At 60.5% G+C, this 16,022-nt stretch carries 19 protein-coding genes; 13 read left to right on the top strand and 6 right to left on the bottom strand.

The features are described 5' to 3' along the window. Positions 1 to 24: 24 nt before the first annotated feature. The gene (locus tag VEC11_RS15040; protein ID WP_464133204.1) at positions 25 to 1,404 is read left to right on the top strand and encodes an N-6 DNA methylase; all 1,380 of its coding nucleotides are present in this window, start codon (positions 25 to 27) and stop codon (positions 1,402 to 1,404) included. On the opposite strand, the gene VEC11_RS15035 is transcribed toward VEC11_RS15040, so the two are convergent. Further along, positions 1,401 to 2,366, bottom strand: coding sequence for a hypothetical protein (locus VEC11_RS15035; protein WP_464133198.1), 966 nt, complete (start codon positions 2,364 to 2,366; stop codon positions 1,401 to 1,403). The genes VEC11_RS15040 and VEC11_RS15035 overlap by 4 nt on opposite strands. Between VEC11_RS15035 and VEC11_RS15030 the strand changes: the two genes are divergently transcribed. The 4 genes from VEC11_RS15030 (at position 2,359) to VEC11_RS15015 (ending at position 5,568) form a co-directional block, all read left to right on the top strand. Beyond that, the gene (locus tag VEC11_RS15030) at positions 2,359 to 3,660 is read left to right on the top strand and encodes an AAA family ATPase (protein WP_464133192.1); all 1,302 of its coding nucleotides are present in this window, start codon (positions 2,359 to 2,361) and stop codon (positions 3,658 to 3,660) included. The genes VEC11_RS15035 and VEC11_RS15030 overlap by 8 nt on opposite strands. A 174-nt stretch (positions 3,661 to 3,834) precedes the next feature. After that, positions 3,835 to 4,377, top strand: a complete 543-nt coding sequence (locus tag VEC11_RS15025) for a recombinase family protein (protein WP_464133187.1) — start codon at positions 3,835 to 3,837, stop codon at positions 4,375 to 4,377. Positions 4,378 to 4,699: 322 nt separating this feature from the next. Further along, entirely contained in the window at positions 4,700 to 5,236 is a 537-nt protein-coding gene (locus VEC11_RS15020) for a hypothetical protein (protein ID WP_464133182.1), read from the top strand. Positions 5,237 to 5,379: 143 nt separating this feature from the next. Continuing rightward, positions 5,380 to 5,568 carry a hypothetical protein gene (locus VEC11_RS15015; protein WP_464133178.1) on the top strand — a complete coding sequence of 63 codons (189 nt, stop codon included), beginning with the start codon at positions 5,380 to 5,382 and terminating at the stop codon, positions 5,566 to 5,568. Positions 5,569 to 5,797: 229 nt separating this feature from the next. Here VEC11_RS15015 and VEC11_RS15010 read toward each other — a convergent pair whose 3' ends face one another. Then, positions 5,798 to 6,130, bottom strand: a complete 333-nt coding sequence (locus VEC11_RS15010) for a low affinity iron permease family protein (RefSeq protein WP_464133173.1) — start codon at positions 6,128 to 6,130, stop codon at positions 5,798 to 5,800. Between the two features lie 96 nt (positions 6,131 to 6,226). Beyond that, positions 6,227 to 6,955 carry a Crp/Fnr family transcriptional regulator gene (locus VEC11_RS15005; RefSeq protein WP_464133168.1) on the bottom strand — a complete coding sequence of 243 codons (729 nt, stop codon included), beginning with the start codon at positions 6,953 to 6,955 and terminating at the stop codon, positions 6,227 to 6,229. 234 nt (positions 6,956 to 7,189) lie between these two features. Here VEC11_RS15005 and VEC11_RS15000 point away from each other — a divergent pair, with 234 nt between their 5' ends. After that, positions 7,190 to 7,909 carry a Crp/Fnr family transcriptional regulator gene (locus VEC11_RS15000; protein ID WP_464133163.1) on the top strand — a complete coding sequence of 240 codons (720 nt, stop codon included), beginning with the start codon at positions 7,190 to 7,192 and terminating at the stop codon, positions 7,907 to 7,909. A 49-nt stretch (positions 7,910 to 7,958) separates the two neighbouring features. On the opposite strand, the gene VEC11_RS14995 is transcribed toward VEC11_RS15000, so the two are convergent. Next, complete coding sequence (locus VEC11_RS14995; RefSeq protein ID WP_464133158.1) at positions 7,959 to 8,849, bottom strand: LysR family transcriptional regulator; 891 nt, start codon at positions 8,847 to 8,849, stop codon at positions 7,959 to 7,961. 101 nt (positions 8,850 to 8,950) lie between these two features. Between VEC11_RS14995 and VEC11_RS14990 the strand changes: the two genes are divergently transcribed. From VEC11_RS14990 to VEC11_RS14970, 5 genes are read left to right on the top strand one after another with little or no spacing between them, the layout of a single operon-like run. Further along, complete coding sequence (locus VEC11_RS14990) at positions 8,951 to 9,268, top strand: DUF2218 domain-containing protein (RefSeq protein WP_464133153.1); 318 nt, start codon at positions 8,951 to 8,953, stop codon at positions 9,266 to 9,268. Between the two features lie 24 nt (positions 9,269 to 9,292). Beyond that, on the top strand, positions 9,293 to 10,117 hold the full coding sequence (locus tag VEC11_RS14985) for a DODA-type extradiol aromatic ring-opening family dioxygenase (RefSeq protein WP_464133148.1): 825 nt from the start codon (positions 9,293 to 9,295) through the stop codon (positions 10,115 to 10,117). A gap of 25 nt (positions 10,118 to 10,142) precedes the next feature. Continuing rightward, the gene (locus tag VEC11_RS14980) at positions 10,143 to 10,553 is read left to right on the top strand and encodes a DoxX family protein (protein WP_464133142.1); all 411 of its coding nucleotides are present in this window, start codon (positions 10,143 to 10,145) and stop codon (positions 10,551 to 10,553) included. 39 nt (positions 10,554 to 10,592) lie between these two features. Then, positions 10,593 to 11,168 (top strand): NADPH-dependent F420 reductase, encoded by a 576-nt coding sequence (locus VEC11_RS14975; protein ID WP_464133138.1) that lies wholly within the window; start codon positions 10,593 to 10,595, stop codon positions 11,166 to 11,168. 25 nt (positions 11,169 to 11,193) lie between these two features. Continuing rightward, positions 11,194 to 11,562, top strand: a complete 369-nt coding sequence (locus VEC11_RS14970) for a VOC family protein (protein ID WP_464133134.1) — start codon at positions 11,194 to 11,196, stop codon at positions 11,560 to 11,562. Positions 11,563 to 11,718: 156 nt separating this feature from the next. Here VEC11_RS14970 and VEC11_RS14965 read toward each other — a convergent pair whose 3' ends face one another. Next, positions 11,719 to 11,979, bottom strand: a complete 261-nt coding sequence (locus tag VEC11_RS14965; protein ID WP_464133130.1) for a hypothetical protein — start codon at positions 11,977 to 11,979, stop codon at positions 11,719 to 11,721. Positions 11,980 to 12,041: 62 nt separating this feature from the next. Between VEC11_RS14965 and VEC11_RS14960 the strand changes: the two genes are divergently transcribed. Further along, entirely contained in the window at positions 12,042 to 12,299 is a 258-nt protein-coding gene (locus VEC11_RS14960) for a helix-turn-helix domain-containing protein (protein ID WP_464133126.1), read from the top strand. 117 nt (positions 12,300 to 12,416) lie between these two features. On the opposite strand, the gene VEC11_RS14955 is transcribed toward VEC11_RS14960, so the two are convergent. Beyond that, on the bottom strand, positions 12,417 to 14,195 hold the full coding sequence (locus VEC11_RS14955) for a tyrosine-type recombinase/integrase (protein WP_464133122.1): 1,779 nt from the start codon (positions 14,193 to 14,195) through the stop codon (positions 12,417 to 12,419). 212 nt (positions 14,196 to 14,407) lie between these two features. On the opposite strand from VEC11_RS14955, the gene VEC11_RS14950 reads away from it, so the two are divergent. Then, complete coding sequence (locus VEC11_RS14950) at positions 14,408 to 15,682, top strand: amidohydrolase family protein (protein WP_464133117.1); 1,275 nt, start codon at positions 14,408 to 14,410, stop codon at positions 15,680 to 15,682. Positions 15,683 to 16,022 lie beyond the last annotated feature (340 nt).

Here is a 16,022-nt window from a genome sequence, read left to right as displayed (position 1 = left end):
GCCTGAAATTGGTATTCCATTTTCGTGCAAGGTGCGCGCTCGCTGGCGAAGCTTGGCGAACCGCGCCTACTACAGGAAGGCAGCGCGCGCGGAGCAATGCGAAAGTCGGCGGATTTCGCTGCTGACATTCTCACCCGCGCTGTTTACGGTGCATTGGAACAAAGAGGGGACGAAATGTCCGCAAGCCTGTCTCCCTTCGCCGCAAAGCGAGTTGGAACGCTCAACAAGTTCTATACGCGGGCCGAGATTGGCGAGCTTCTGGCGACGGAGCTCGGGTCGATCACACCTCGATCTGCGGTTGATCTCGGGGCCGGAGAAGGATCGCTCTCCCTCGCAGTAGTTCGAAGATGGCCACACTTAAACGTCACCACCGTTGACATTGACGACGCCTGCGTTGGTGCCCTTCACGAGCGGCTCCTTAGCGAAGGCGTTCAGTCTCACACGCATCGAAGACTGGACATCCTCGACGACGATTTGCCCGCGCATTTAGATCAGGCTCCGTTTGACATCGCAGTTTGTAATCCGCCCTTCTATCGACCGAAGTGGGACCGGGCGTTCGCGCGCATCCTTCAAGCGGCGGATTTCGCGGAGGCATGCCCTGCGGTCACCGACGTAACTGCGGAAATCCTGTTCTTTGCGCAAAACCTCCGTCTGGTTCGAGAGGGTGGAACACTGGCCCTAATCGTCCCTGCTGGGCTCGCCACAGGCTGGAGCGCGGTCGCATTTCGACGAGCTATCCTCGAGAAGCATACGCTCAGGACAGCCATCCAGCTTCCGCCATACTCCTTCGCGGATACAGAAGCTCACTGCTTCATATTGATCCTCACCAAGGGTCAAGCGGATCCTCAGGAGATCAAGCTCTTGCGGATGGATGACCGCAACGAGGTCTCTGACGCCCTTTGGATTGACCGGCCAGCCGCAGTGAAACGGCTAGACTGGAGCTACCATGCCGCTCACCGTGAATCGCGGGATGCGTCGTTTACCCTCCGTGAGCTAGGTGCGCAGGTTCGTCGAGGATCTATCACTACGGTTGAAAGGAGAGCCGCGAGCTATCCGGTGTTTCACACTGGAGACTTTCCGTCGCCTGGCGAATTGGTTGCCCTGCCTGAGGTCGCTGGGAAGTTCCTAGGCTCGAGGTTAGTGATCGCGCAGACGGGCGACATTTTGATGGCGCGGGTTGACCGAGACCTGCATCAAAAAATTACCATGGCCGCGGCTGGCGAGGCGGCGATCACGGATTGCCTCTACCGGGTCCGTCTCCCCGAGGAACACCGAATGCGCGCTTTCAAGGCATTATCTTCCGCTGACGGAAGGGAACGCATTCGGGCCGTTACAAAAGGTGTTGGAGCGCGCCTGCTTGGCAAAGGCGAATTGCTCGATCTCCCGCTTTTTCCCCAGCCCTAGGGTTCACCGAAATACCCCTTGAGAAACTGGAGCGCCTCGCGCTTGTCGCGCTCGCCAACAGATTGAAGGATCCCCAGCACGTTGATCTTTCCGGTGCCGGAGTCCCAATAGTTCTTCTTCATCACCTGGTGGCGACCGCATAATGCCTGCCAGCAAGCGGGATCATCGGGATCGGCGTTTGGATTGATCGAATGTGGGGTGACGTGATCCGGCGTCAGCTTGACCGTGCCGCCACCGATAGGGTCGCGGTCTCCTTCTCTTAGGCCGCAACGTTGTCCATCCTCAGTCCACTCGCAGGCGTCGCCGGCGCGCTGCAATACCGCGCTCCAACAAGGCCGAGAAGCAACGGTCCGCCTGCTTGCACGTTCGCGTCGTTCAGCGTGAGGCATGACATACTCTTGCGGCGCCAGCTGCTTCCAATCGCGCCAAGATAGAATCGTATATCCCTTGTCCGTTCTGAGTTCAGACAGCCGCTGATGCCAATTTTCAGGAGCGCGGCCGGTCTTCGGATCGATGGCTGCTTTGATTATCTGGTCGCGAGTTACCACCAGGCCGATGTTGTTCAAGAACAGAGCTTCAATACGTTGGCTGACCGTCTTCTGGTCGTAGTGGCCCTCATCATCGCTGTAGACCTTCTCCGCTGGAATCATGCCTAATGTCCTCCGGCCGGAGGGATGGCAGGCGCGGACGTTCAAGTCCATCGCGATAGCGAGCTGGACTCGCACTACCCCTCGAAGGGCCAAACACGCGCCGGGGGTAGGACCATGTCTGTGGAAACTGGGGACATTCCCGTAATCGGCGTTGACCGTGTCGCGCTCGCCATGTAGCAAGTTCTCCAAATGTTCAGGTTCGTGGCGTCGCTCGGCACCCATCTGACATTCCTTCAGGTGAGAGAATATGTCGCTCGCGGGAGAGAAGATCGATACGATGGGCGCTGCAGTCGAGGGGCGCGCGATGTCCATTGCCGATCTATCTGAAGCGGAGTTCGTATCGATCCTTCAGCGGCATTTGTCGCCGAGCAGCCCGATTAACGAGCTACAGCTCTTGAAGGGTCGCGCCGATCAGGTCGAACAGATTAGGCGGGCGTTCCATTCTCCAGGTCGTCAGGTCTTCATCCACGGAGATCGTGGCGTCGGGAAGAGTTCGCTCGCGATTACGATGGGAAACTACTTGTGCGGAGACGCGCGTCGTCCCGTTCAGGTCGCCTGCAACGGCCAGACCTTCTTTAGCCTCATCCGCGACATCGGCAACCAGCTGCTTAACTTTACACCGGCCTCGCCCAGCCGGCTCAGCAGGGGTTCCGTCGGCGTCCAGAGCTTCGGCATATCCGCGACGCTGGAGTCTCAGCTACAGACTCGCGCTGTTCCCGAGCTATCGTCCTTGAACGAAGCTTTATCGGTCATTCGCTATTGCGCCGACCTGTCGTTCGAAGAGCCCGTCATCATCGTCGATGAGTTCGACAAAATCTCAGGCCCTGAGGACCGCGAGATGTTCGCCGACTTTATTAAGCAGCTCGGGGACCAACGTGTTCCGGTCAAGGTCTTCTTCACCGGTATCGGGCAATCGCTGGATGGGCTACTGGCGGACCATCACTCTTGCTACCGATACCTTGCGTCGGTTCACCTGAAGCCGCTGCCTTGGCAAGGTCGTCTCGACATTATCGATGACGCTGCCTTTGCTCTCGGTATCGAGGTGGACCCCGCATCAAGATTTCGGATCGGTGCCCTGAGCGACGGTTTCCCGCATTATATCCATCTCGTCTGCGAGAAGCTTTTTTGGCGCGCGTTCGATGACGAAAGCCAGGTCAAGGCCACGACACCAGACATGTATATCGACGCCGTCCACGACGCCGTCCGAGACATAGAGCCAACGCTGGAGAAACTCTATGAGGAGGCGACGCAGAAGTATAACGACGACTATCAGTCGGTGCTCTGGGCAGTGGCCGACCACCACGAGTTCAAGAGGCGCAGCGTGGACATCTACACGAGCTACTGTGACATCATGGCACAGAAGGGGAGTGAACCGCTCGATCGGACGAAATTCAACGCTCGAATGGCTTACCTGAAACAGCCAAGTCATGGCGAGATTCTGATCGGTTCTCGCCAAGGATGGTATGAGCTCCGCGAGCCGATCCTCAGGGGTTACATTCGGCTCCGTGCCGAGGCTGAAGGCATCGAGCTGGCGCAAGATCATCCACAGCAAGAGGGCGCGCGACGGTTGCGGCTCTACGGTCAGGCCAAGCTTCCCGGCGTCTAATGGACTGCCACCGGTGCGCCGAAACAAGCGGCCGCCTCCTCACATGGGTATACCCCGGCGAGACGCGCAAAGGAGACACCGGCCTCTTACACCGTGTGTCTCGATAGGGTTGACTCCGTCATTTTGGAACAGCATGACGAGATGGTCTAGAAGCTATTGAGACAGGAGTAGGCCATGTTGGTCGGGTATGCGCGAGTCAGTTCGGTCGGTCAGTCGCTTGAGGTTCAGCTTGAAGCGCTCACCGCAGCCGGGTGCGAGAAGCTATTCTCGGAGAAGCGGAGCGGCACCAGCACCGACGGTAGGGACGCTCTGTCCGACGCGCTGTCATTCGTTCGTGATGGAGATACGCTGGTCGTAACGCGCCTCGACCGCCTAGCTCGTTCAGCCGGTGATCTGCACAACATCGTCAAGCAGCTGACTGCGAAGCAGGTCTCGTTCCAATGCCTGCAACAGGCAGGAATGGACACCACCAGCTCGACAGGAAAGCTGCTCCTCGGTGTGCTCGCGTCGATCGCCGAGTTCGAGGCTGACATCCGCCGCGAGCGTCAACGCGAGGGTATCGATCGCGCCAAGGCGGCCGGGGTCTACAAGGGCCGCAAACCCACCGTGGACCCTGCCGCGGTGCGAGCGCTGCGCGACGAAGGTCTAGGGGGCAGCGAGATCGCGAAGCGCCTCGGGATCGGTCGCGCCAGTGTGTATCGAGCATTGGGCGGGTAAGGCCGCGCTCCGCACGCTCTCAGCCGGTTGCAAGAGAAAGTCCTAGACCCCGGCGAGCCCTGCCACCCGGATGGCGCCTAACAGGCGCTCCGCCGCGTGATCACCCATCCACCGGGTCTGATCTGGTTGTAGTTTTGTTGTATGTTTGTTGTGTGAAAACGGCCTCTCTTGCGAGAGCCATTAACCGGGGAATCCCATTTTCCGCAGATTTCCGCCATTTTTCGACGTTGACGAAAATTGACCGTGGTTGACTCATTCAACTAGGTGGGCGTCCGCTTACGACCCATTGCGGACGTTCAGCGAAGAGACGTAAAGTCGCGCCATGTCTGAACCGACAGCTTTGGTGCGATGTGGCGTGATCTCGATTGCGCTTGGGTGCCTTGCTATCGGCGCGACCCCGGCCAACGGCCGCACATGGCCCGGAAGCTGGTGCCAAATGCCCGCTTCTCAGCATCACTGGACAGCCCCACAGGCGCGCGAGCGCGACGACATAAATGTGTCCTATATCAGGAGGAGCGAACTGGCCGGGGCATTGCGGCGGCTGAGCCGGCAATCTGTCATCCGGATTCAACCGCAGGAATTTCGGCGCTTAGCTCGCGACAGTGAGCCTCCTTCCAATCGCTTCCTGTATCTAGCGCGTGCGGGAGTGCAGACGCGGATCGGGATGCCCGAAAATGAGTTCTTCGATGTGGCCGAGAATGCGGGCCACCAGGTTACCGATCGCGGCTTCCCCGACGGCTTCAAGATCGTCTCCTTGATGATGTCAGGATATATCGCGAACCGTAGAAAATACGCGGTGCTGCTTGCCTCACCGGAGCGCATACCTGCTCTAACCGTTCACTGCCTAGGCGGCACATAGTCAGGCTTGGCTGACTGGAGAGATGTCCGCTTTCCACCCTTAGCTGCCGGGCAGCTAACGACCCATTGCAGACGTTGGCTTTGTGACTGTATCCATGCGGCCGCGATGAAGCCAAGGAAGCATCCGGCTCGTGGAGCGGTCAAATGACACCGGAGGGCAAGCGCGCGCGAGCGCGGCGCATTCGAGAGTGCGCTTTAGGCTTCGAAGATGAAATCTCGCGAACCATGATCGAACTGGCCGAGACTCTGGAGGTCGCCGCCGCACAGCAGGAGGCGGCAGAAGCTGACGCGAGAGCGCAGCGCAATCAATCCGGCAAGCAACGTTCCGCCTGAACGATTCCGACCTTTCTCCTCCCCTGCCAGACCTCGATGCGGTGCTTGTGGCCGTCCATGCGTGCCTGTTCTAGTGCCGCTCCATCTGTGTCAGCATCTATATATCCCGGTCCCAAAGAATATGGCCCTCTTCGTTGAGCAGATAAAGTCGATAATCGGGCATGTCGCAGCCTCGCCAGCTGAGTGAACATACCCGTTACAGGGCCGTTGCGATAGCGGTATCACGCTGTCATTCCCCTTCGCTCGGAGGCGCTCGCATCTGCTCAATCTCTTTAGTGCCACGCTGTTCGAGCCCGATCAGAGCGTTGCGAGCCTCACTGTTCGACTTGATCAACTCGTCGAGCTTCACCTGAAGGGCGGCCCCGTCTCGATCTTGAGTCGCCTGGAGCACCGGAAGAAGGAGGAGCGTCACAATACTAATGAGGAGGTTCGCGCCGGCCAGCCATTGGGGGTTTGCGCTGAAATAGGCTGCCACGCCTAGCGCGGCGAGGACTAGACAAATGCCAAACATCGCTATGCTGCCGGCAAAGCGCGCGCAGCCCGTGGTGAAGCGGTCAAACACCCTAACGAAACCTGGCCATGACGCGCTTCACCGTCGCGATTGACGAAGCGGTGATGCCCCGATCGAGAACAGCAACCGGGCTCGCGCGCAACAATGCTAAAGGGCCATCGGCCGGGGGTCCGGCTCTTCCTCGGGAGCTGACACCTTACCAAGGCCCAGATAAGCCGGGTCGAGCCGTGCCACTTGGAGAAGCCTCTGCATATCTGGAATTCGCAGAGTGCGTCCGCCCTGCACGATCAAGCCATCGCGCCTGAGCAGCTGGAGCATCCGATTAACATGGACCGGCGTGAGCCCAACCAATTCTGCCAGGTCGCTCTGCGTTATCAGGAAAGGACAGCTATCATTTTCCGTGTAGCCACGTGCCTGCATCCGCAAGAAGATCTCCGCGAGGACATGCGCGAGACGCTCGTGGGCGGGTTTGGTCCCGATCGCGGTTGTGAGCTGTCGAAGCATTGCCGCCTGAAGCAGTTCCTGCCGCCAGACGGCGCGTGCAAGTGCCGGGTGCCCCTCGGTCAGCCCGTCGAACAGCTCGCGCGGCAGGCAGGCGAGCCGAACCCGAGATAGGGCCATTACGGAATAATCGAGAACGCCCGTGTGCGATACGCCGCTGTCGCAGAGATCGCCCGGCAGGAAGATCGTGTGAAGCTGCCGGGGGCCATGGCTAAGCTGTGTGTATGACGCCGCCCAGCCGTCAATGACCATGGTTACATAAGGAGACCGCTCGCCCTTGCGAAGAATGTCGTGGCGCTGACCCGCGCCGACTTCCTGAGCGGAGCCTCTCGCGGAGCCCTCGAAGAAAGCCTGATAGATCAGCTTGCTTAGCATCGGACCGGTTCAACGAGCACTTTAACATATTGGTTCCGAAACGATCCGGTGGCGCACGCCATGCCCCTCCAAAACTGCGATGATCTTCCTAATCTATGTTGTGGAACATGTGGCCACTAAGCTAAAGCAGTTCCATCGCTGGCACTCACTCGGTAGCCAGCGACTGAGAGACCTGAGCACCCGCCATCGACGGGAGAGCCCATGCCAGATCCGAGGAAGTCCGCGCTGGAACCAATGCTCCGCAAACTCGAATATGGGGCATTCCTGAACGGGGAGGACCGGGATGCGCTGCTCTCGCTCCCGCATATGAACAAGACCGTCGAAGCCCACACTTATATTCTTCGCGAGGGCGATAAGCCGACCCACGCCTGCCTGATGCTGAGCGGCCTCACCTACCGCCACAAGATCGTCGCGAACGGGGCGAGGCAGATCGTCTCTCTCCATATGGCCGGCGATCTTGTCGATCTTCAAAACGCATTGCTTGGAACGGCAGATCATCATGTGCAGGCGCTGACGCGGTCCGACGTGGCGTTCATCCCTTTAGAGGCCATCAAGAATATCGCTTTCGACCGTCCGGCCATCGGTCAGGCTATGTGGTATGACACGCTGGTCGACGGCTCCATCTTCCGCGAGTGGATCGCCAATGTCGGTCGACGCGACGCCCGCACGAGACTGGCCCATCTGTTCTGCGAATATGCCCTGCGAATGGAGGCGGCTGGCCTCGGTGATCATAACGAGTGGGAACTCCCGATGACCCAGGAGGTCCTTGCCGATTGCACGGGTTTAACTCCGGTCCACGTCAACCGCATGTTGAAGAGCCTGGAGCAGGACGGCCTGATCAGCCGCACCCGCAGGTCTGTCACCGTGCGCGATTGGAAGGCCCTTGCCGCCGCTGGCGATTTCCAAAGCGCATATCTCCATTTGCCTGCGCATAAGCTCGCGCTGACTCAATGACTGCTTTCCACTCGCAGCGGCCGGTCAGCTTTCGACCCAAAGCAGACATTCAACTAATCTTCTGAAGATCGTTCAGGAGTGATCGTGCGGCAGTCCCGAGAGGGCGGTTCCGCTGATGAACGACATAAATGGGTATCGATCCGGGCAGGACCGCGGGATCATCTATCGGCAATCGCTTCAGTGCGCCGCTCTTCAGATACTGCTTCACGACGTGGAGCGGCATGGTCGCCCAGCCGAACCCGGCGATCAGGAAGTCCAGCCGCCTCCCCAGATCAACGAACCGCCAGACACGCGGGCTGACGACGCTGTAGCTTGGCCCGCCCTGGTTCTCAGGGTCGGTCAGCACGAGTTGCACATGCTCGGCAAGCACCTCGCGTTCCAGCCGCCGCTTCTCTTGTGCCAGCGGGTGCGAAGGCGCCGCAACCGGCACCAGTTCGATGGACGTGACGGGATAAGCCTGCAGATCCTGCGCCCGGTTCGGCATCAGCAAGCACAGGCCAAGGGTAGCGGCTCCCGACCTCACCCGCCTTTCCGCACCCCCCAAAGCTTCCGTGAACAGGGTGACCGCCAAGTCCGGAAACCGCGCCTGTAATGCCGCGAGGCTCTCAATCACGGGCTCGCTCGGAACCATATTGTCGACGGCGAAGGTGAGTTCCGGCTCCAATCCTTCGGCAATTGCGCTGGCGGTTCGCTCGAAAAGCTCGGCCTGCCAGAGCACCTGGCGCGCCTGGGAAGCGAGCGCGCGTCCCGCCTCTGTCAGCACCGGCGCACGTCCCGATCGATCGAACAGCTGGACCCGCTGCATGTTTTCCAGTGTCTGCACCGCGTGGCTGATGGCTGATTGCGCGCGTTGGAGCTTCCTTCCAGCCGCGGAGAAGCTTCCCGTCTCTTCGATCGTAACCAGCACCCGCAGCTGGTCTAACGTCAATGTCCCGAGCACTACCTATCTCCGTAATAGATGGATCGCATCGATTTTTTATCTCTCACGCAGCATGTCTGTCGAGCCTATCTCCCGTTCAACAAAGAATACGGAGACGTTCGATGACCACCCATTCTACCACCGCCACGGTGCCTACGAGCAACGCCAGCCGCTACCTTCAGCAGCTCTGCAAGCACTGGTCGCACAACCTGGCGGTGACGTTCACGGCTCAAGAGGGGACGATCACCTTCCCCGCGGATGTGCGTGGAAAAAGCTTCCCTGGGGAAGCCACCGTGACCCTTCAAGCGCGCGAGACCGCTTTGGACGTGCTTGTGGAGGCTACGGCTCCCGATCAGCTCGAGGGTCTGAAGGGGGCCGTTGCAAGCCACCTCGACCGCTTCGCCTTTCGTGAAGCGCCGCTCGCTTTCGACTGGTGCTGAACTCCGAGAATTTGGAGAAATATGATGACGACACGTCTGCCCACCTATTTCATCAGTCATGGCGGCGGCCCCTGGCCCTATCTGGATGGCCCGTTCCGCCGCATGTTCGATCAGCTGGAACAGTCGCTGGTCGATATTCGCCGTGAACTCGGCGATGCGCCTCGAGCGGTGCTCGTCATCTCCGGCCATTGGGAGGAGAAAGGCTTTGCCATTTCCTCCAGCCAACAGCCGGGGATGGAATATGATTATTCAGGCTTCCCGCCGCACACCTACCAGATCAAATACAAGGCGCCCGGCTCCCCCGAGCTGGCTGCACGCGTTCAGGAGCTGCTGGCGGACGGTGGCATCCCCGCCCGCCTCGATCCGCAACGCGGCTTCGACCACGGAACTTTCAGCATAATGAAGCCGCTCTATCCGGGCGAGGATATTCCGTTGGTCCAGCTCTCTATCGATGTTGGCTACGATCCCGAAGTTCACCTGCAACTCGGACGGTTGCTGACGCCGCTGCGGGACGAAGGTGTGCTGATCATCGGAAGCGGCCTCAGCTATCATAATCTGACGGATGCGAGGAGCAGCGAAGGCATGGAGCCGTCACGCCAGTTCGATCAGTGGCTTCGGGAAACCTTGGTTCGCTCATCTTCTGAAGAGCGAACTGACCGGCTCATGAAATGGGAGCAAGCGCCCCTCGCCAGAGCTGCTCACCCGCGAGAGGATCATCTTATCCCGCTGATGGCCGTGGTCGGTGCTGCCGAGGATGAGCCTGGTGCGGTCGTATACCACCAGAAGGATTTGTTCGGCGGCATCACTGCCTCAAGCTTCCGCTTCGGCAATGTCCCGACCGCTCACTGAAACAACGGAAACAGGAGAAACAAAAATGTCCAAGCTCGACAAATGGTCTCCGTATGCTCTCGCGGCTCTACGGATCATGACCGCCTTGCTGATGCTCCAGCATGCTTTCATGAAGTTCTTCGCCTTCCCCGCCCCCATGCCCATGCCAGGCCCTCTTCCAGGCATCATCGTCGCATCAGGGGTAATCGAGCTGGTGACCGGAACGCTCATTGCTTTGGGCCTGTTCACCCGGCCTGCCGCCTTCCTGGCCTCGGGGACCATGGCCGCCGCTTACTTCATGGGCCACGCCACGCAGGGCTTTTGGCCGGTGCTCAACCAGGGGGAGACAGCCATCATGTTCTGCTTCGCTTTCTTCTACCTAATCTTCGCCGGCCCCGGCGCATGGAGCCTCGATGCGCTCCGCAACCACCGCAACAGCGACACGGCGGCCGCCTGAACCACCTCTCCCCAACCCGGATCGAAAAGGATCATGACAATGAAGATCGCAATCATCGGTGCAGGCAATGTCGGCACAGCATTGAAGACCGGCCTCTCCCGCACCGGGCACGACGTCGGCACCGTCGGCCGGGACGATAACGCCGCTCACGCCGCTCAGGCCGCAGAGCTGATCATCCTCGCCGTTCCGTTCGCAGAAGTCGGCAATGTGGCCAGTCAGCTCGGTAGCGCAGCATCTGGCAAGATCGTCATCGATGCCACGAACGCGCTCTCGCCGGCAATGGAGCTCGCGGTCGATACCTCGACCACCAGCGGTGCCGAGGAGCTTCAGAAGAAGCTACCTGAGGCGAGAGTGGTGAAGGCGTTCAACACCACGTTCGCGACCGCGATGGCAACAGGCCAGATCAACGGTGAAAAACTCGCAGGTCTGGTCGCTGCTGACGATGCTGAAGCCAAGGCGGCGGTGCTGGGTCTGGTGCAGGAGCTCGGTTTCGATCCGATCGACGCAGGTCCCCTGTCGGCAGCGAGACTTCTGGAACCGCTCGCGCTGCTCAACATCAAGCTGGGGTTCGTCCAAGGCTACGGCCCTGCCAGCGGTTTTCGCCTCGTCCACTAGGGCCAGTCTCTTCAAGGATAGCAGGATGAAAGTTGAAGGAATCACCTGGCACGCCGTTACGCTCGACGAGGGTGCCTTCGCCGCCTCAAAGAAGCTTTACACGGAGACCTTCGGCCTCACGCCGATGATGGAAATGGAAGGCGTTGCCGTTTTCCAGATGCCAAGCGGGTCGCTACTGGAGCTTTATCTCCCCACAACGGTCCCGCCTTACGGCTATAATGACAGCCTGGCCTTCGGATTCCGCGTAGACGATATCGAGGCTGCCTCTGCGGAGATTGAAGCAGCAGGCGGTGAGCTTCTCGGCCAGATCACCCGCGTTGAAGAGATGGGTTACGCTTACCGGCACTTCCGCGGTCCAGATGGCCGCGTCTACGGCCTGAACGAGCAGAAGTAGATTAGTCGGACTGAGTGTTCGCGGTGGAACCGCAGACACTCGCCCGCTCCCTGCGTGTGAATATTGAGATGAATGTCTGCCTTCCACCCATAGCGGACGTGGCAGCACTCGACTCTCCGCTCGCCCGTCATACTGGCTAATGGCGCAGCCGGCGGCTTACCTACCTCGGATGAAGGCGTCCGTGTTGACCGTCATTTCGCAATGCTGGTCGCGGCCGATTAGCTGCCAGCATCCCGGATAAATTCGGTCGTAGGCGCGCTTCTGCTCCAAAATGCCAGGAACGAACGCTGCCATGAGACCGGCCACAACAATCGCTACGGCGAGGATCCATGTCTGTTTTCGGCGAGACTGCCCCTCGCCGGTCGGCTGGGTCAATGCTTTTCGTTCCCGGGTCACCTGCGATGCATTTTCTTCCACGAGTCACTCCCCAAAATATGGAAAAGTGTCATATGGAATAACCACATATACTTCAATGGCGCATGCCGAAGACGATCTTCTCAGGCGCCAATCAGGTGGTCGTCGAAGCGCTTCGGCAAGTTCGTCGCGATGCTGGGCTCACCCAGAAGCAGCTCGCCGACCGCGTGCATCGAGATCAGAGCTGGGTCAGTCTCATCGAAGGTTCGCAGCGTCGAGTGGACGTCGTGGAGTTCATCGACATAGCGAGGGCTATGGGTGTCGATCCTTCCGAGCTGCTGACTCAGATCGCTGAGAAAATGCCGCCGAGCCGGCCCGGCTAGGTAGCGACGCTCGGCACAATAGGCGAAGCAAATGCCAACCGGGAAAGGTCACTCGTCGAGGAGACGGAGAGCTATCGCAGCCGATGCGGTAGGCTGGATTTACAACAGCAAGGCTGTTCATTCGGTCCCATGGACGCCCCAATACGTGAGCGAGTCGATCGCGGCGCGACGTTCATTGAGGTTGCCAACGTCGAGCGTCCCGTAATGACCTGTAATCGAGTTGTCGGCATGCCCGAGCAGGGCCTTCAGGACGTCCTTGTTGACCCCCTTTCGGCGGCACTCGTCGGCGAATGAATGTCGGAAGCTGTGCAAAGCCAGACCGCGTCGCTTAACTTTGATCCGGTCGAGATAGCGCTGCCAGAAGCGCGAGGGCCGATAGCTCATGTCACCACGCGGGCCGGGCTTGATCTCGGGAAAGAGCTGTGTGTGGCCGAACTGGCACGTCTGGTTGCGATAGTCGATCAACCCAAGCTCGATCAAAGTGCGATGCACAGGCACCACGCGGCGGGATGAGCTGGTCTTGAGGCTCTTCGTGACTACGCCAGCATCTTCATTGAAATCGAAGACCCAAACGCCCTCCTCTTGCCGGAGGTCCGTGCAAGTCAATTGGGCAATTTCTCCGGCGCGCGCGCCTGAATACAGGGCACAGAGCGGCAGCCAGTAGCGCCAGTCTCGCACTCGGTGATGGCCAGCGACATGCTCCTTTTGCTCATGGCACGAAGCGAAGAGCGGGCTGGAGAAGACGGCGCTCAGTTCGGCCTGAGTATAGGGCGGGTATTTCGCCTTCGCCTTGTCAATTTTGGGAAAGAACCCCCGCGTGGGATTGTCCTCGACGTATGCGTTCTCGATCATCCACACGAAGAGCGAGCTGACCGCGGAAAGCTCGCGCGCGACTGTGCGAAGCGAGCGAACGTCTCCACCGATTTGCTGCCACCGTGCAGCCGCTTCGGCGAGCGTCAATCCCTCCAGTTCTGGGCGCGTGACCCACCGATGCGGAATCTGCGACAGCACTCTCTTGAAGTCACGAATGTCCGCGCGACCGATCTCGGCGACCGCACGCTGTTGACCAACAAAACCTGCAAACTGCTCAATCACTTTGCGTTCGGTGGCGAGCGTGTCGCAGTTCTTGCCCGCGCGCTCCATGTCCGTCTGATAGAGCGCGAATAGGTCAAGTAGGGCCTCCCCAGGCTTCGCTCGCTTCAGCCGGCCGCCGCCAATGCGCTCCAACACCACCTCGCGGCTGGTGGCCACCGGACGACCATCTAGCGTCTGCGCGATCGTCCCTCGCGCGTGCTGGACGGCCTTGGTCACGAAGACGACCAATTCGCCCCACAGCTCGCCTCTGACGCCTTCAACGGGCGCAAGATCCCACTGCATCTTGCGGCACACCGCGGCGGCCAGCCGCTCCATGTCTGCCACGTCTTGCTCACTGGGGAGAAGCTCGACCTGGGCGATCTTTCCAAGCCGAAGCCGCGCCTCACTGGCGGCATCGAGGCCCTGCGACAGCTTCTGGCTCAGGGCTCGCCGGTGGACCTGCACGAAACGATCATGCACGAAATCAATGACGGCCTCCGCCAAGTCGAAAGAGCTTGGCAGGGCCGCGACAGGCGTGACACTCGATCTGATGGAGTCCCATTCCCGGTGCTGCTCAGCGCGGGCGCTCACCAAACGTGCAGCTGCGACGCGCCTGTCTGGCGTTCCCAGCGACAGCCACACCTCCCGCGGAGCGTGACCCGCCCTACCGACCAGGATCGATCGCACATCGCCCGGTGTGCTCTCGCGATAATACCAATTGACCGAGCCCCTCCGCTGCGCCAGATACTGCAAAACCGCGACCTCTCGTAACACGTTGCCGTAGCAGCTCGTGCTTCGAAAGCTCCTGAAAATCAATAGCATATTGCGATCAGAGCGTTAGATCAGCTTTGAGTTCGTATCCTCTCTCCCCGACCAGTTACGCTTGAAAAGGACGCGGGGCGTCCTTTTCACCGTAACTCCGCCGGAGGCCACCACCACAAATCCCCCCTAGCGACACTACCAACGAATCCGCTTGCGCCAAGTGGATTAGTGTATTAATACACTGAGTCGGTTATGTAGACAGGGAGGGGACCATGCCTGGCTCGATCCGCATTCGCTCATCCTTATTTCTCGCGCTGCTCGCCCTGGTGCTTTTCACCGGCTTCGCGGCCACGTCGCGCGCCCAGACCCCCGCCACGCACGGCGTCGAATATCGCGGCGGCCGCTGGTTCGACGGCACCCGCTTCGTGCCGCGGACTGTCTATGTGGTGGACGGGCTCTTCCGCAGCCGCGCGCCGGCCCGGGTGGATCGGGTGGTCGATCTCGCGGGCGGCTTTGTGGTGCCGCCCTTCGCCGACGCGCACCAGCATCTCTACGCGCCGATCGAGCCCACCATCCGCGCCTATCTTCGCGACGGCATCTTCTACGTGAAGGACCAGGCCAATGCCCCGCTCGGCCGGCAGGCCATCCATGCGGCGCTCAACCGGCCGACCTCGTTCGACTATCTCAGCGCCAACCAGGGCTGGACCTCGCCCGGCGGGCATCCGGTCGAGGTGATCCTGCGCGCCGCACCGGCGGGCACGCCGATGGGCGACATGATCCGGCAGCGCATGGATCCCGATTTCGCGATGCTGGTCGACACGCCGGCGGACGTCGCGCGCCATTGGCCGCTGTTCATGGCCGGCACGCCCAGGCCGGATTTCGTGAAGGTCTTCCTGTTCTATTCGGAGGATCATGCCCGTCGGCGTGCGGATGCGCGCTTCGAGGGGAATCGGGGGATGGATCCGGCGCTGGTGCCGGTGATCGTGCGGCTCGCGCACCGGGCCGGGCTGCAGGTCTCCGCCCATGTCTATACCGCCGCCGATTTCCGCGCCGCGGTCGAGGGCGGGGTGGACCAGATCGCGCACCTTCCCGGCGGCCATCTCTCTCCCGACGCCACCTTCCTGCTCACCGACGCGGATGCGCGGCGCGCCGCGCGGCGCGGCGTAACGGTGATCACCACCATTACCCAGCATGGCGACGCCGCGCTCACCGACCGGCTGGTCCGCAACCAGTTCGCGCACAACATCCGGCTGCTGCGCCGGGCCGGCGTGCCGCTGCTGCTCGGCAGCGACCGCTTCGGCGACACCGCCGTCACCGAGGCCGCCGCGCTGGCGCGCTCCGGCCTGTTCACCAACCTCGAGCTGCTGCGTCTGTGGAGCGTGACCACGCCGCGGGCCATCTTCCCCAGCCGGCGGATCGGGCGCCTGGCGGACGGCTACGAGGCCAGCTTCCTGGTCCTCGGCGGCGACCCGCTCGCCGATTTCGCCAATACGCGCCGGATCGTGCGCCGCGTCCGGCAGGGTGTCGAGCTGCCGCCCGCGCGCTAGCTGTGGCGATGAATTATTGAATTTTATTAGGGCGCCCCGGTAAAACCCGCAGGACTATGCTAACCACGTCTTGAAACCATGCGGGCTATTGCCGTCATCACCGGGTGGTTTCTGGTCCGACCTGGCGGCGGCGGGTCTCGCATATGCGGGCCCGCCGCTTTTCATTCGGCCCGTCGCATTTACGCAAGAGACCGAAATGGACGATCCGGTCCTTATCCGGTCCATCTCAAGTAGATATGAGAATTAACCAAATTAATACAGTAATATAGGTAGGTTGACTTGCCGACGGCCGCGGCCTTTCTTCCTTTCGTCTTCGATCCGAAGACAAATGAAGGGAGGA

The organism is Allosphingosinicella sp., assembly GCF_035626655.1.
Lineage (GTDB): Bacteria > Pseudomonadota > Alphaproteobacteria > Sphingomonadales > Sphingomonadaceae > Allosphingosinicella.
Note: the sequence above shows the minus strand (reverse complement) of the source record. Positions and strands in the feature narration are given on the sequence as shown.